This window comes from Bradyrhizobium sp. USDA 4538, from assembly GCF_024171045.1.
Taxonomy (GTDB): domain Bacteria; phylum Pseudomonadota; class Alphaproteobacteria; order Rhizobiales; family Xanthobacteraceae; genus Bradyrhizobium; species Bradyrhizobium australafricanum.
The window spans coordinates 6067957-6081771 of sequence record NZ_JALJZE010000001.1; the positions used below are offsets into that span (position 1 = coordinate 6067957).

Annotated in this window: 11 protein-coding genes and 1 pseudogene; 10 read left to right on the forward strand and 2 right to left on the reverse strand. The window is 65.5% G+C overall.

Going from position 1 to position 13815, the window contains the following annotated elements; genetic code table 11:
- Positions 1-48: 48 nt before the first annotated feature.
- On the reverse strand, positions 49-384 hold the full coding sequence (locus J2R78_RS27480; protein WP_253609924.1) for a GIY-YIG nuclease family protein: 336 nt from the start codon (positions 382-384) through the stop codon (positions 49-51).
- A gap of 20 nt (positions 385-404) precedes the next feature.
- Between J2R78_RS27480 and murB the strand changes: the two genes are divergently transcribed.
- The 9 genes and pseudogenes from murB to recN all read left to right on the forward strand — a co-directional run bounded on the left by murB (position 405) and on the right by recN (position 11106).
- Complete coding sequence (gene murB / locus J2R78_RS27485; protein WP_253607555.1) at positions 405-1325, forward strand: UDP-N-acetylmuramate dehydrogenase; 921 nt, start codon at positions 405-407, stop codon at positions 1323-1325.
- A 91-nt stretch (positions 1326-1416) separates the two neighbouring features.
- Positions 1417-2403, forward strand: coding sequence for a D-alanine--D-alanine ligase (locus J2R78_RS27490; protein ID WP_092088695.1), 987 nt, complete (start codon positions 1417-1419; stop codon positions 2401-2403).
- 68 nt (positions 2404-2471) lie between these two features.
- A pseudogene (locus J2R78_RS27495) lies at positions 2472-2796 on the forward strand (D-alanine--D-alanine ligase); the annotation flags it as partial.
- Positions 2736-3746, forward strand: coding sequence for a cell division protein FtsQ/DivIB (locus J2R78_RS27500; protein WP_253607556.1), 1011 nt, complete (start codon positions 2736-2738; stop codon positions 3744-3746). The pseudogene J2R78_RS27495 and the gene J2R78_RS27500, both read left to right, overlap by 61 nt.
- The gene (gene ftsA, locus J2R78_RS27505; protein WP_028332543.1) at positions 3743-5059 is read left to right on the forward strand and encodes a cell division protein FtsA; all 1317 of its coding nucleotides are present in this window, start codon (positions 3743-3745) and stop codon (positions 5057-5059) included. Before J2R78_RS27500 ends, ftsA begins: the two co-directional genes overlap by 4 nt.
- Before the next feature lie 89 nt (positions 5060-5148).
- Complete coding sequence (gene ftsZ / locus J2R78_RS27510; protein ID WP_253607557.1) at positions 5149-6939, forward strand: cell division protein FtsZ; 1791 nt, start codon at positions 5149-5151, stop codon at positions 6937-6939.
- 350 nt (positions 6940-7289) lie between these two features.
- The gene (lpxC, locus tag J2R78_RS27515; RefSeq protein ID WP_253607559.1) at positions 7290-8252 is read left to right on the forward strand and encodes a UDP-3-O-acyl-N-acetylglucosamine deacetylase; all 963 of its coding nucleotides are present in this window, start codon (positions 7290-7292) and stop codon (positions 8250-8252) included.
- 258 nt (positions 8253-8510) lie between these two features.
- Entirely contained in the window at positions 8511-9419 is a 909-nt protein-coding gene (locus J2R78_RS27520; protein WP_028332540.1) for an outer membrane protein assembly factor BamD, read from the forward strand.
- Between the two features lie 13 nt (positions 9420-9432).
- Positions 9433-11106: a DNA repair protein RecN gene (gene recN / locus J2R78_RS27525; protein ID WP_168858440.1), complete on the forward strand. Its 1674-nt coding sequence runs from the start codon at positions 9433-9435 to the stop codon at positions 11104-11106.
- A 96-nt stretch (positions 11107-11202) separates the two neighbouring features.
- On the opposite strand, the gene J2R78_RS27530 is transcribed toward recN, so the two are convergent.
- Positions 11203-11490, reverse strand: coding sequence for a GIY-YIG nuclease family protein (locus J2R78_RS27530; RefSeq protein ID WP_253607560.1), 288 nt, complete (start codon positions 11488-11490; stop codon positions 11203-11205).
- A 124-nt stretch (positions 11491-11614) separates the two neighbouring features.
- On the opposite strand from J2R78_RS27530, the gene ligA reads away from it, so the two are divergent.
- Positions 11615-13765, forward strand: a complete 2151-nt coding sequence (gene ligA / locus J2R78_RS27535; RefSeq protein WP_253607561.1) for an NAD-dependent DNA ligase LigA — start codon at positions 11615-11617, stop codon at positions 13763-13765.
- The last annotated feature ends 50 nt before the right edge of the window (positions 13766-13815 follow it).

A 13815-nucleotide genomic window follows, 5' to 3' on the forward strand; every position in this document is an offset into this window, starting at 1 on the left:
TCGTATCCATCCACGTCATGGCCGGGCTTGTCCCGGCCATCCACGTCTTCACTGCACTATCGTGTCGTACAGGTCGTCCCAGTTCGGGTTCGCCGCGATGATCTTGCGGATCTTCCAAGCGCGCGGCCAATGCTTGATGGTGTGTTCGCGCTGGATGGCTGTACGGATGTCGTCAAAGTGCTCAAAGTAGACGAGTCGCTTCAGTCCGTATCGCTTGGTGAAGCCATCGACGAAGCCGGAACGGTGCTCGAATATCCGGCGGACAAGATCGCTCGTTACCCCGACGTAGAGCACGCCGTTCGGACGGTTGGTCAGAAAATAGACGTATCCCCCTGCCATGTGGAGATACTGCAAGACGTGGATGGCCGGGACAAGCCCGGCCATGACGGATGGAGAGGTCACCCATGACCTTTCCCGACATCACGCCCGATCTGAAAGCCGCGATGCCGGAGCTGCGCGGGCGGCTGCTGGCGAACCAGTCGCTGGCGGAGCTGACCTGGTTTCGCGTCGGCGGCCCGGCGCAGGTGCTGTTCACGCCGGCAGATGAAGATGACCTCGCCTATTTCCTGAAGCGCCTGCCGCAGGAATTGCCGGTCTACGTCGTCGGCGTCGGCTCCAATCTGATCGTGCGCGATGGCGGCATGCCTGGCGTCGTGATCCGGCTCGCGCCGCGCGCGTTCGGCGAGACCAGCGCGGCCGGCGATGTCGTCACCGCCGGCGCTGCGGCGCTCGACAAGCGCGTCGCCGAGACGGCTGCGGCGGCTGACATCGGAGGCATGGAATTCTTCTTCGGCATTCCCGGCACCGTCGGCGGCGCGCTGCGCATGAATGCCGGCGCCAATGGCGGCGAGACCAAGGACGTGCTGATCGAGGCCACCGGCATCGGCCGCGACGGCGTGAAGCATACGTTCGGCAATGCCGACATGAAGTTCGTCTATCGCAACAGCGGCGTCGATCCGTCCATCGTCTTCACCTCGGCGCGCTTCCGCGGCACGATCACCGATGCTGTGGCGATCCGCGCCCGCATGAACGAGGTGCAGGGCCATCGCGAGACCGCGCAGCCGATCCGCGAGAAGACCGGCGGCTCAACCTTCAAGAATCCGCCCGGCAACAGCGCCTGGAAGCTGATCGATGCCGCCGGCTGTCGCGGCCTCAAGGTCGGCGGCGCACAGGTGTCGGAGATGCACTGCAATTTCCTGATCAACACCGGCAATGCCACCGGGCACGACATCGAGACGCTCGGCGAGACGGTGCGCGAACGGGTCAAGCAAAGCAGTGGAATTGAGCTACACTGGGAAATCAAGCGGATCGGAAATTCACCGTAGTCGTCATTCCGGGGCGATGCGCAGCATCGAACCCGGAATCTCGCTTCGGACCATCCCGGAATGACGGAAGCAGCGAAGACAGGCAAAGAAGATGCAGGTGACCATTCTGTTCGGCGGCACCAACAAGGAGCGGCTGGTCTCGGTGGCGAGCACGCAGGCGCTGCACCGCGCGCTGCCCGACGCGGACCTCTGGTTCTGGGACGTCGACGACACCGTGCACGCGGTGACGTCGGAAAAACTGCTCGGCCACACGCGTCCGTTCGAGGTCGACTTCAAACCCGACGGTCGCGGCATCGCACTCGACCAGGCGCTCGACAAGGCGGGCGCCGAGCAGCGCGTGCTGGTGTTCGGCCTGCACGGCGGCCGCGCCGAGAATGGCGAATTGCAGGCGATGTGCGAGATGCGCAATGTCGCGTTCACCGGCTCCGGCTCGGCGTCGTCGCATCTGGCGTTCGACAAGCCGTCGGCAAAGCGCTTCGCCGCGATCGCAGGCCTTAACGCGCCGCAGGGCATCAATGTCGAACAGATCGATGACGCCTTTGCGAAACACGGCAAGCTGATTGCAAAACCCGCCAAGGACGGATCGAGCTACGGGCTGATCTTCGTCAACGCGAAGCAGGATCTCGTCGCGGTCCGCAATGCCGCGAAGCATGAAGAATATCTGATCGAGCCGTTCGTGTCGGGCGTGGAGGCGACCTGCGGCGTGCTCGAGCAGTCCGACGGCTCCGTGTTCGCGCTGCCGCCGATCGAGATCGTGCCGGGGGAAGGAACCTTCGACTACACAGCCAAATACCTTTTGAAGTCGACCCAGGAGATCTGTCCCGGCCGCTTCGCGCCCGAGGTCAGCGCCGCGATCATGGACCATGCGCTGCGGGCGCACCGCGCGCTGTCCTGCACCGGCTACTCGCGCAGCGATTTCATCGTCTCGGCCAATGGCCCGGTCTATCTCGAGACCAACACTCTGCCGGGGCTCACCGCGGCATCACTGTACCCTAAGGCCTTGAAAGCACAGGGTATCGCCTTTGCCGACTTCCTCACCGACCAGATCGAGTTGGCCCGCCGCCGCGTCCGAAGTTAATGCCCGGCCGGGGGGAACCCGCCCTGGTCGGCCGGATGGAACCCGGGCGCTGTTGCTATAATGCTAACGAGTTCGCGGCAAAGTACTCACAGCGTTGGTCAAAACACGCTCCAGGCCGAAGTCATTTACCCTTTGTTTACCAGGAAGCCCGAAGGTTAACGCTGGCGGCGCATGTAGCGCTTGGCTGCCGGGGCGTGAGCTGTCGCGGATTACCGCTTCGAGGATCGCAACCAGGGAACAGGGGGCCACTCTAATCCCACCGGTCTAGCCGAGACGTGATTTGTGCCGGGACCCGCGGGGTTTGCGGGCGCAACATGTGACGAGCTCGTGCAATGGATGGTGCAGGACGCCTCACCCGATCGCTGCGATCGCTGGGGCCTCAAGCTGACCTGAGAGCAGCCGCTATTGGAGCGGCGGTGCTGCTGCGCGAGTATGTCGGCACCCATCTCGCGCGCCGCAGGCGGCGTCCCGCCAAGCGGCCGCAAGTCATCATCGATCGCGAGCCGCCGAACCGCTACATCCTGATGGTCGAACGCTATCTGCCGCGCCGCATCGGGCTGGTCGCGACGCTCGCGATCCTGTTCGGCAGCCTGGGCCTTGGCATCGTCAAGGGTGGTCATGTCGAGGAATTCACCACCGCGCTCAGCGATGCCCGCAACGCGCTCGCCAACACCGCCGGCTTCCGCATCACCACCGTCGGTATCAACGGCCGCAAGCAGCTGAGCCAGGACGAGGTGCTCGCGATCGGCGGCGTCAATGGCCGCTCCTCGCTGCTGTTCCTCGACGCCGACACCGTGCGCGCCAAGCTGAAGGCCAATCCCTGGATCGCGGATGCCACGATCCTGAAGCTCTATCCGGGCCGGCTGCAGATCGACATCGTCGAGCGCACCGCCTTCGCGCTGTGGCAGCAGAACGGCCGCCTGTCGGTGATCGCCTCCGACGGCGCGGTGCTCGAGCCCTACGTCTCGCGCCGCTTCCTCAATCTGCCGCTGGTGGTCGGCAAGGGCGCCGACGTCAGGGCCCACGACTTCCTGGCGCTGCTCGACCGTTATCCGCAGGTCCGTTCGGTGACCAAGGCGGCGATCTTCGTCGGCGAGCGGCGCTGGAACCTGCGCCTCAAGGACGGTCTCGACGTTCGCCTGCCAGAGAATGACGTCGGCAACGCGCTCGCTGCGCTCTCCAGGCTCGACAAGGACGAGAAGCTGTTCTCGCGCGACATTGTCGCCGTCGACATGCGCCTGCCCGATCGGCTGATCGTGCAATTGTCAGAGGACGCCGGCAAGGCGCGCGACGAGCTGTTCAAGGACAAGAAGTCCAAGAAGAAGGCCGGTGATTCCGCATGACCGGCCTCGATCGCAACCTGACCCCGAAAACCCGCCCGATGCAGAAGCGCACCGCGATGGTGGCTTCGCTCGATGTCGGCTCCAGCAAGATCGCCTGCATGATCGCGCGGCTGAGGCCGTCGCCGCCGAACGAGGCGCTGCGCGGACGCACCCATGCGGTCGAGTTGATCGGCTACAGCCAGATCCAGTCGCGCGGCGTCAAGGCCGGCTCCGTGGTCGATCTCGCCGAATGCGAGAAGGCGGTGCGCCACGCGGTGGCGCTGGCCGAGCGCATGGCCAAGGTCCGCGTCGAATCCGTCCTGCTGTCGGTCTCCGGCGGCCGGCAGCATGGCCAGCTGGTCGAGGCCGCGGCCGATATCCGCGGCGGCTCGGTGACCTCGGACGATATCAGCCGCGTCACGTCCGCCGGCATGCGCCACGCCGCAGGCGCGGGCCGCACCGTGCTGCACGCGCTGCCGGTCGGCTACGCGCTCGACGGCGTCAAGGGCATCCGCGATCCCAGAGGCATGGTGGCGCGCCAGTTCGGCGTCGACATGAACGTGGTGACGTCGGACGCGACGGTCGCCAAGAACCTGATGCTGGTGGTCGAGCGCTGCCATCTCAACGTCGAAGCCATGGCGTCGAGCCCCTATGTCGCGGGCCTCTCGGTGCTGACCGACGACGAGGCCGATCTCGGCGCTGCCGTCGTCGAGATGGGCGCGGGATCGACCACGATCGCGACATACTCCGGTGGACGTCTCGTGCACGCATCCGGATTTGCGCTCGGCGGACAACACATCACGATGGATCTTGCGCGCGGCATCGGCGCGTGCATTGCGGATGCGGAGCGAATCAAGACCTTATACGGCACGGTGCTGACCGGCGGTTCGGACTCGCGCGAGCTGATGTCCGTTCCCACTGCAGGCGATGATCGGGAGACACCGCAAATCGTGTCCCGCGCCACGATTGCGAACATTGTCCGGCATCGCGCCGAGGAGATTTTCGAAATGGTCCGTGACCGGCTCGCGGATTCCCCCTTTGCGGCAGAGCCGAGGGCGCGCGTCGTGCTGAGCGGCGGCGCCTCGCAGCTCACCGGCACCGTCGAGCTTGCCACCCGCATCCTGAACCGTCAGGTCCGCATCGGCCGTCCGCTCGGCTTCGGCCGGCTGCCGAACGAGGCGAAGGGCGCTTCGTTCTCGGTGCCGACGGGCCTCCTGGTCTATCCGCAATACGCACATCTTGAACATGTCGAACCGCGGCGCACGCGGCAGCTCAGGACAGGGACAGACGGTTACTTCGGAAAGGTCGGACGATGGCTTCGCGAGGGCTTCTGATGACCGCACCCCGGCTCACTGCATTTTCACCAGCTCCGGCGGCCAGCGGCCGGGACGAACCAACGCGCGCATAATCGAGAGAGGCAACCATGGCACTCAATCTGACACCCCCTGACATCAGCGAGCTGAAACCGCGGATCACCGTCTTCGGCGTCGGCGGCGCGGGTGGTAATGCCGTCAACAACATGATCACCGCCGGGTTGCAGGGCGTCGACTTCGTCGTCGCCAACACCGACGCGCAGGCGCTGACCATGTCGAAGGCGCAGCGCATCGTGCAGATGGGCACCCAGGTCACCCAGGGCCTCGGCGCCGGTTCGCAGCCCGACGTCGGCGCTGCGGCCGCGCAGGAGGTCATGGACGAGCTGCGCGATCACCTCACCGGCGCCAACATGGTGTTCGTCACCGCCGGCATGGGCGGCGGCACCGGCACCGGTGCTGCACCCGTGATCGCCAAGGCCGCTCGCGAGATGGGAATCCTCACCGTCGGCGTGGTGACGAAGCCGTTCCACTTCGAAGGTCAGCGCCGCATGCGCACCGCCGAGCACGGCATCGCCGAGCTGCACAAGGTGGTCGACACGCTGCTGATCATTCCGAACCAGAACCTGTTCCGGGTCGCCAACGAGAAGACCACCTTCGCCGACGCCTTCGCGATGGCCGACCAGGTGCTGTACTCGGGCGTCGCCTGCATCACCGACCTGATGGTCAAGGAAGGTCTGATCAACCTCGACTTCGCCGACGTCCGCGCCGTGATGCGCGAAATGGGCAAGGCGATGATGGGCACCGGCGAAGCCACCGGCGAGAAGCGCGCGCTGACCGCCGCGGAAGCCGCGATCGCCAACCCGCTGATCGACGACAGCTCGATGAAGGGCGCCCGCGGCCTCTTGATCTCGATCACGGGCGGCAAGGACCTGACCCTGTTCGAGGTCGACGAAGCCGCCACCCGCATCCGCGAAGAAGTCGACGCCGACGCCAACATCATCGTCGGCGCCACCTTCGACGAATCGCTCGACGGCGTCATTCGCGTCTCGGTGGTCGCAACCGGTATCGAGCAGGCGGCGATCGCCTCCCGCGCCCAGGCTCCCGCCGCGCAGCAGTCGGGCGGTTCGCCGGAGAGCCGGCTGGCCGATCTGACCGCCCGCCTGCGTGCCGACAATCAGCGCATGGCCGAACGTGCCCAGAAGCTGGAACCGCCGGCCGGCGTGACGGTCGCCCCGATTGCGGCTCCCGCCGCTCCGCAGCAGCGTCCGGCTGTCGAGCGCGCCGCGCTCGCGGCGATCGCCGCAGCGGTTGCTCCCGACAGCGCGCCGGCTGCCCAGGCGCCGATGCAGCCGGCCTCCTACGGTGACGTCACCGTGCGGCCGATTGCCCAGAAGCCCTCGCTGTTCCCGGACCACGAGGCCGCCCGGGCCGAGCAGCATGAGCCGATGCCGCCCGAAACCTTCATCCCGCAGGCGGCGGAACGGTCGCCGGTCCGTGCTCCGCGGATGCCGAAGTTCGAGGATCTGCCGATGCCGGCGCAGGCCGAAATCCGCCAGGCCAGCGGTGACGGCGAACCGGAACACCCGCAGAAGACCCGCCTGTCGCTGCTGCAGCGGTTGGCCAATGTCGGCCTCGGCCGCCGCGACGAGGAGACCGAGCCGCCGATCGCGGCCCGTTCTTCCGGTCCGGCCATGCCGACGATGCCGCCACTGCCCGAGCGCAAGCCGGCCCGCAGCGTCGCCCAGCAGATTTCGGCGAACGAATCGCCGGTATCCGAATATGCAAAGCGCCCTGCGCCGCAGGGTCTGGACGCTCATGGCCGCCAGGCACCTGTTGCCCCAGCGCCACAGGGCGACGACCATCTTGATATCCCGGCCTTCCTGCGCCGGCAGGCAAACTGAAGTTTGTTACAATCTTGGCCACGAAGAAGGCCTCGGCGGGGAACCGCCGGGGCCTTTTCCTTGTCGCGGGCAGGCGATCGCGCCGGATGAACAAGCAACTGATTTTAAATGATTAATTATTCTTTCGGTGGTCAGATGGCGCGTCGCCGAGGACCGCTTTCGCTGCCGTAGTTTGGTTTACCTTGGGCGTGAATGCGGCGGAGATGGGGTAACAATCGGTAAAGAAGCGTGAGTTGGCGCGGTTTAGGGCCGTGACTATGGTCTGCCGTGACTTGGGGAGCTCAAGCGAGTCGGCCTTGGGGAAATTTGGCCACTTGAATTGAGTGAAGTCGGGTAGTGGGCATTATCGAATGAAGTTCAGCCGTCAAACAACGCTTCGGTCGCAAGCCACCGTGACTGGCGTAGGCGTTCATTCCGGTCTTCCTGTCAGTCTCACCATGGGACCTGCACCTGTTGATGCGGGTTTTATTTTTGTCCGCACCGGTCTCGACGGTTCCGACCGCGAAGTCGTGGCCACCGCCGATGCGGTGATCGCGACCGAGTTCGCGACGGTGCTGGGTGACCGCGAAGGGCCGCTGGTTTCGACCGCCGAGCACGTGCTCGCGGCGCTGCGCGGCATGGGCGTCGACAACGCCACCATCGAAGTCGACGGCGCCGAAGTTCCGATCATGGACGGGAGCGCTGCAGCGTTCGTCGCGGCGATCGATCAGGCCGGGATTGTGACCCAGCCCGGTGTCCGCCGCTTCATCCAGGTTTTGAAGCCGGTGCAGGTCAAGATCGGCGAATCGGTTGGCGAGTTGCGTCCGTTCGCCGGCGGGTTCCGCACCGAAGTCGAGATCGATTTCACCAACCAGGTGATTGGCCGCCAGACCTTCACCTTCGATCTGTCGCCGGAAGGTTTCCGCCGCGAGGTTGCCCGTGCCCGCACGTTCGGCTGCATGAGCGACGTGGCGCGGCTGTGGGGTGCAGGCTTCGCGCTCGGCGCGTCCTTCGACAACACCGTGGTGTTCGACGAGGCCCGTCTGCTCAACGCCGAGGGCCTGCGCTACGCCGACGAATGCGCCCGCCACAAGGTGCTCGACGTGATCGGCGATCTGGCGCTGGCCGGCCTGCCGCTGCTCGGCAGCTACCGTTCGGTACGGGGCGGCCACAAGCTCAACAACGCGCTGCTGAAGGCGCTGCTCGCCGACCGCAGCGCCTGGCGGGTGGTCGAATCGGAGACGGCTCGGCGGCCGGCCCGTGGCCATGTCGAAGCCGGTGCAGGCACCGTGGGCGGCCTCGTCGCCCCGGCCTATGGCCCGGACGTGTCCTGATCGCCCAAGTCCTGATCGCCTAGCCGGTCGGGCCCAATTTCCGTAATAACCACAGCAGGCTGTGAGCTTCGCCGGGTCGCCTTATTCCCGGCGGAATGGCTCCGTATTCGGTTGGTCCACGGTCATTTTTCGGCTAAGCAGGCCTGCGGTTGCGAGTAACGGCAGTCAAGGCACTGGAAATATTGCATCCATGACCGCGGTTCATGGGTGGAGTGGGGTCGCCGTTAACCGCATCAAAGGCGTCAGGTTTTACAATTCATGTCGGCAATGCGTATGGCGCTCGAATCACGCAATTCTTCTGACGTCTCCGGCCTGACCAAGGCCGCGCGCACGCTGCGTTTTGCGGCGGGCCTGATTGTGCTGGCCATGCCGCTCAGCGGCTGCGGCACCGGCGCGCTGTGGGACAAGTTCATGGCCAAGGACGACACCTTCGTCGATGAGCCCGCGGACAAGCTCTACAATGAGGGCTTGTACATGATGAACGAGAAGAAGGACCTGAAGGCCGCGTCGAAGAAGTTCGAGGAAGTCGACCGTCAGCATCCCTATTCCGACTGGGCGCGCAAGTCGCTCTTGATGTCGGCCTATTCGTTCTACCAGGCAGGCGACTACGACAGCTGCATCGGCTCTGCCACCCGCTACGTCACGCTGCATCCCGGCAGCCCGGACGCGTCCTACGCCCAGTACCTGATCGCGGCCTCGCATTTCGACCAGATCCCGGACATCTCGCGCGACCAGAGCCGTACCGAGAAGGCGATCGCGGCGCTCGAAGAGGTGGTGCGCAAATATCCGACCTCGGAATACGCCACCCAGGCCAAGTCCAAGATCCAGGCTGCGCGAGACCAGCTCGCCGGCAAGGAAATGGCGGTCGGGCGCTATTACATGGGCAAGCGCGACTTCACCGCCGCGATCAACCGCTTCAAGACCGTGGTCACGCAGTACCAGACCACGCGCCACGTCGAGGAGGCGCTGTACCGCCTCACCGAGGCCTACATGGCGATCGGCATCGCCGGCGAGGCGCAGACCGCGGCCGCGGTGCTGGGCCACAATTTTCCAGACAGCCGCTGGTACAAGGACGCATATAATCTAGTAAAGTCCGGCGGTCTCGAGCCGAGCGAGAATCAGGGTTCCTGGATCAGCAGGACCTTCAAGAAGATAGGTCTCGGCTAGGAATTGTCCTCGCATGCTGGCGCGTCTGTCGATCCGTGACATCGTCCTGATCGAACGGCTCGATATCGAATTTTCCCGTGGCCTCGCGGTGCTGACCGGCGAAACCGGCGCAGGCAAATCCATCCTGCTCGATGCCTTTGCGCTGGCGCTCGGCGGCCGCGGCGATGCCGGACTGGTGCGCCACGGCGCCGAACAAGGGCAGGTCACCGCCATGTTCGACGTCCCGAAGGGGCATCCGGCGGCCGGGATCCTGGCCGAGAACGGCCTCGACGACACCGGTGAGATGATCCTGCGCCGCGTGCAGCTCGCCGATGGCCGCACCCGCGCCTTCATCAACGATCAGGCGATCAGCGTGCAGACCCTGAAGGCGGTCGGTGCCGCGCTGGTCGAGATCCACGGCCAGCATGACGAGCGCGCGCTGGTCGACGCCTCCACCCATCGCCAGCTGCTCGACGCCTTCGCCGGACACGAGAAGGACGTCGCGGCGCTGGAAGCGCTGTGGGACATCAGGCGGACCGCCAATGCTGATCTCGACGAGCATCGCGCCGGCATGGAGCGCGCCGCGCGCGAGGCGGACTATCTGCGCCATGCCTCGCAGGAATTGAAGACGCTGGCGCCGAAGGAAGGCGAGGAGACCGAGCTCGCGGGTCGGCGCACCACCATGATGCAGGGCGAGAAGATCGCAACCGATCTGCGCGAGGCGCAGGAGGCGATCGGCGGCTCGCATTCGCCGGTGGTGTCGCTGTCGGCCGCGGTACGGCGGCTGGAGCGGCGCGCCGCCAATGCGCCTGCGCTGATCGAGCCCGCGGTCAAGGCGATCGATATTGCGATCAACGCGCTGGAAGAGGCCGACCAGCATCTCAACGCCGCGCTGGCGGCGACCGATTTCGATCCGGCCGAGCTGGAGCGCATCGAGGAGCGGCTGTTCGCGCTGCGCGCCGCCTCACGTAAATATTCGACGCCGGTCGATCTGCTGGCTGCGCTGGCGGCGCAATATGCCGGCGACGTCGCGCTGATCGATGCCGGCGCCGACCAGCTGAAGAAGCTGGAAGCGGCCGCCGGTGAAGCCGACAAGCGCTATGCGGCGGCTGCCGCCAAACTGTCGGCGGCGCGCACCAAGGCCGCCGAGAAGCTCAACAAGGCCGTCAACGCCGAGCTTGCGCCGCTCAAGCTCGAGCGCGCGAAGTTCATGACCCAGGTCGACAGCAACGCGGCCGCGCCGGGGCCGCAGGGCATCGACCGTGTCGAGTTCTGGGTGCAGACCAATCCGGGCACCAAGCCGGGGCCGATGATGAAGGTCGCCTCCGGCGGCGAACTGTCGCGCTTCCTGCTGGCACTGAAGGTCGTGCTGGCCGATCGCGGCTCGGCGCCGACCTTGGTGTTCGACGAAATCGACACCGGCGTCGGCGGCGCGGTGGCCGATGCGATCGGCTCGCGGCTGGCGCGCCTTGCCGGCAAGGTGCAGGTGATGGCGGTGACGCACGCGCCGCAGGTCGCGGCCCGCGCCAGCCAGCATCTCCTGATCTCCAAGGACGCGCTCGACAAGGGCAAGCGGGTCGCCACCCGCGTCAACGCGCTCGCCGCCGACCACCGCCGCGAGGAGATCGCGCGCATGCTGGCCGGCGCCGAGATCACCGCGGAGGCGAGGGCGGCCGCGGAACGGCTGCTCAGGGCGGCGACGGCGTAATCTCTCCCCCTCGTCATTCCGGGGCGATGCGAAGCATCGAACCCGGAATCTCGAGATTCCGGGTTCATCGCTGCGCGATGCCCCGGAATGACCACCTCAGGTACAGATCGACTCGTACAAGTCATTCCACTGCGGATTGCTCGCTTCGATCAATTGCATCTTCCAGGCTCGCTTCCACTTCTTGAGCTCCTTCTCGCGTGATATCGCGGAGATCGGGTCGTCGTAGATTTCGAACCAAACCAGCTGCGTGATGTTGTATTTGGACGTGAAGCCTGGGACGGCCTTCATTCGATGTTCGTAGACCCGCCGCACGAGATCGTTGGTGATCCCAACATAGATTGCTCCGTCTCGTCGACTTGCTAGAATGTACACGTAGTACGACATGAGCCCCATTTCCCACACAGTCATTCCGGGGCGATGCGAAGCATCGAACCCGGAATCTCGAGATTCCGGGTTCGGTCCTGACGGACCGCCCCGGAATGACGAAAAACTATAGCGCGCCCGTCGCATGGCTAAAGCAGCAAAAAAGAAAGAACTCTCCGACGTCGACAAGCTCACCAAGGCCCAGGCCAAGGTCGAGTTGATGCGCCTTGCGCTCGAGCTCGAAGGTCACGACAAGCGCTACTACCAGGATGACGCGCCGAGCGTCACCGACGCGGAATACGACGCGCTGCGGCAGCGTTACAATGCGATCGAGAAGCGCTTCCCTGAATTCGTCACCGCGGAATCGCCGTCGCAGAAGGTCGGCGCCGCGCCGTCGGGGCGCTTCAGGAAGGTTCGCCATTCGCTGCCGATGCTGTCGCTCGACAACGCGTTCGCGGAAGCCGACGTGGTCGACTTCGTCGGACGCATCACGCGCTTCCTCAAGCTGCCGGATGACAGGATCGATTTCTCCGCCGAGCCGAAGATCGACGGGCTCTCGATGTCGCTGCGCTACGAGGGCGGCGAGCTCGTCACTGCGGCAACCCGCGGCGACGGCACCGAGGGTGAGGACGTTACCGCCAACATCCGCACGCTCGAGGACGTGCCGCAGAAGCTGAAGGGCCGCAACGTGCCTGACATCTGCGAGGTGCGCGGCGAGGTCTACATGACCAAGAAGGCGTTCCTCGCGCTGAACGAGCGGCAGAAGGCGGCCGGCGACACCATCTTCGCCAATCCGCGCAATTCGGCGGCCGGTTCGCTGCGGCAGAAGGATCCCACAATCACTGCCTCGCGGCCGCTCGGCTTCTTCGCCTATGCCTGGGGCGAGATGAGCGCGCTGCCGGAGGATACCCAGACCGGCATGATCCACTGGTTCGAGCGGTGCGGCTTCAAGACCAATCCGCTGACCAAGCTGTGCCACTCGGTCGAGGAGCTGATCGCGTTCCATCGCAAGATCGAAGAGCAGCGCGCCGAGCTCGACTACGACATCGACGGCGTCGTCTACAAGGTCGATCGCATCGACTGGCAGGAGCGGCTCGGCTTCGTGTCGCGCACGCCGCGCTGGGCGATCGCGCACAAATTCCCGGCCGAGCGCGCCATGACGGTTTTGCGCGACATCGAGATCCAGGTCGGGCGCACCGGCTCATTCACGCCGGTCGGCAAGCTCGAGCCGGTCGGTGTCGGCGGCGTGATCGTGCAGAACGTCACGCTGCACAATGAGGACTACATCAAGGGCATCGGCAACAAGGGCGAGGTGCTGCGCGAGGGACGCGACATCAGGATCGGCGACACCGTGGTGATCCAGCGCGCCGGCGACGTGATCCCGCAGGTCGTCGACGTCGTGATCGACAAGCGGCCGAAGAGCGCGAAGGAATTCCACTTCCCAAAGAAGTGCCCGTGCCCGCTGCACACCGACGTGGTGCGCGAGGAGACTGCGGCCGGCGAGGAGGGCTCGCGCGCCCGCTGCACCGGCGAGTTCGCCTGTCCGTTCCAGAAGGTCGAACACCTCATTCTGTTCGTGTCGCGCCGCGCCTTCGACATCGACGGTCTCGGCGTGAAACAGTTGCAATATTTCTTCGACGAGGGATGGGTCAAGGAGCCGGCTGATATCTTCACGCTGCAAAAGCGCAACGCGAAGCTGAAGCTCGAGGACATCGAAGGCTACGGCGAGACCTCGGTGCGCAATCTGTTCGCCGCGATCGACAGCCGCCGCAGGATTGGCCTGGAGCGCTTCATCTACGCACTCGGCATGCGCCATGTCGGCGAGACCACCGCGCTGGCACTGGCGCGCGGCTATGGCTCCTGGGACGCGTTCCACGATGCCTGCCTCAAGGTCGCCAAGGGCGACGAGGAAGCGATGGCGGAGATGGATGCGCTCGACCAGATCGGCGACACCGTGATCAGGAGCATCGCCGACTATTTCGGCGAGAGCCACAATCGCGGCATCGTCGAGCGGCTGACCGGCGAGCTCGACGAGATCATCGACGCCGAGAAGCCGAAGAGCAATTCGGCGGTGGCCGGCAAGACCGTGGTGTTCACCGGATCGCTCGAAAAGATGACACGTGACGAGGCCAAGGCGACGGCCGAGCGGCTGGGCGCCAAGGCGGCCGGCTCGGTGTCGAAGAAGACCGACTATGTCGTCGCGGGGCCGGGCGCCGGCTCGAAGCTTGCCGAAGCGCAGAAGCACGGCGTCCAGGTGCTGACCGAGGACGAGTGGCTGAAGCTGATCGGGGAGTAGGGTTGTCCGTCATTCCGGGGCGCCTCGAAGAGGCGAACCTCAGGTGCGCG

Bases quoted from the DNA above. Each gene is read 5' to 3' on its own strand.
- J2R78_RS27480 (WP_253609924.1), bottom strand. From the start codon at position 384: ATGGCCGGGCTTGTCCCGGCCATCCACGTCTTGCAGTATCTCCACATG.
- J2R78_RS27490 (WP_092088695.1), top strand. From the start codon at position 1,417: ATGCAGGTGACCATTCTGTTCGGCGGCACCAACAAGGAGCGGCTGGTC.
- lpxC (WP_253607559.1), top strand. From the start codon at position 7,290: ATGAAGTTCAGCCGTCAAACAACGCTTCGGTCGCAAGCCACCGTGACT.
- J2R78_RS27530 (WP_253607560.1), bottom strand. From the start codon at position 11,490: ATGTCGTACTACGTGTACATTCTAGCAAGTCGACGAGACGGAGCAATC.
- murB (WP_253607555.1), top strand. From the start codon at position 405: ATGACCTTTCCCGACATCACGCCCGATCTGAAAGCCGCGATGCCGGAG.
- ligA (WP_253607561.1), top strand. From the start codon at position 11,615: ATGGCTAAAGCAGCAAAAAAGAAAGAACTCTCCGACGTCGACAAGCTC.
- J2R78_RS27520 (WP_028332540.1), top strand. From the start codon at position 8,511: ATGTCGGCAATGCGTATGGCGCTCGAATCACGCAATTCTTCTGACGTC.
- ftsA (WP_028332543.1), top strand. From the start codon at position 3,743: ATGACCGGCCTCGATCGCAACCTGACCCCGAAAACCCGCCCGATGCAG.
- recN (WP_168858440.1), top strand. From the start codon at position 9,433: ATGCTGGCGCGTCTGTCGATCCGTGACATCGTCCTGATCGAACGGCTC.
- ftsZ (WP_253607557.1), top strand. From the start codon at position 5,149: ATGGCACTCAATCTGACACCCCCTGACATCAGCGAGCTGAAACCGCGG.
- J2R78_RS27500 (WP_253607556.1), top strand. From the start codon at position 2,736: ATGGATGGTGCAGGACGCCTCACCCGATCGCTGCGATCGCTGGGGCCT.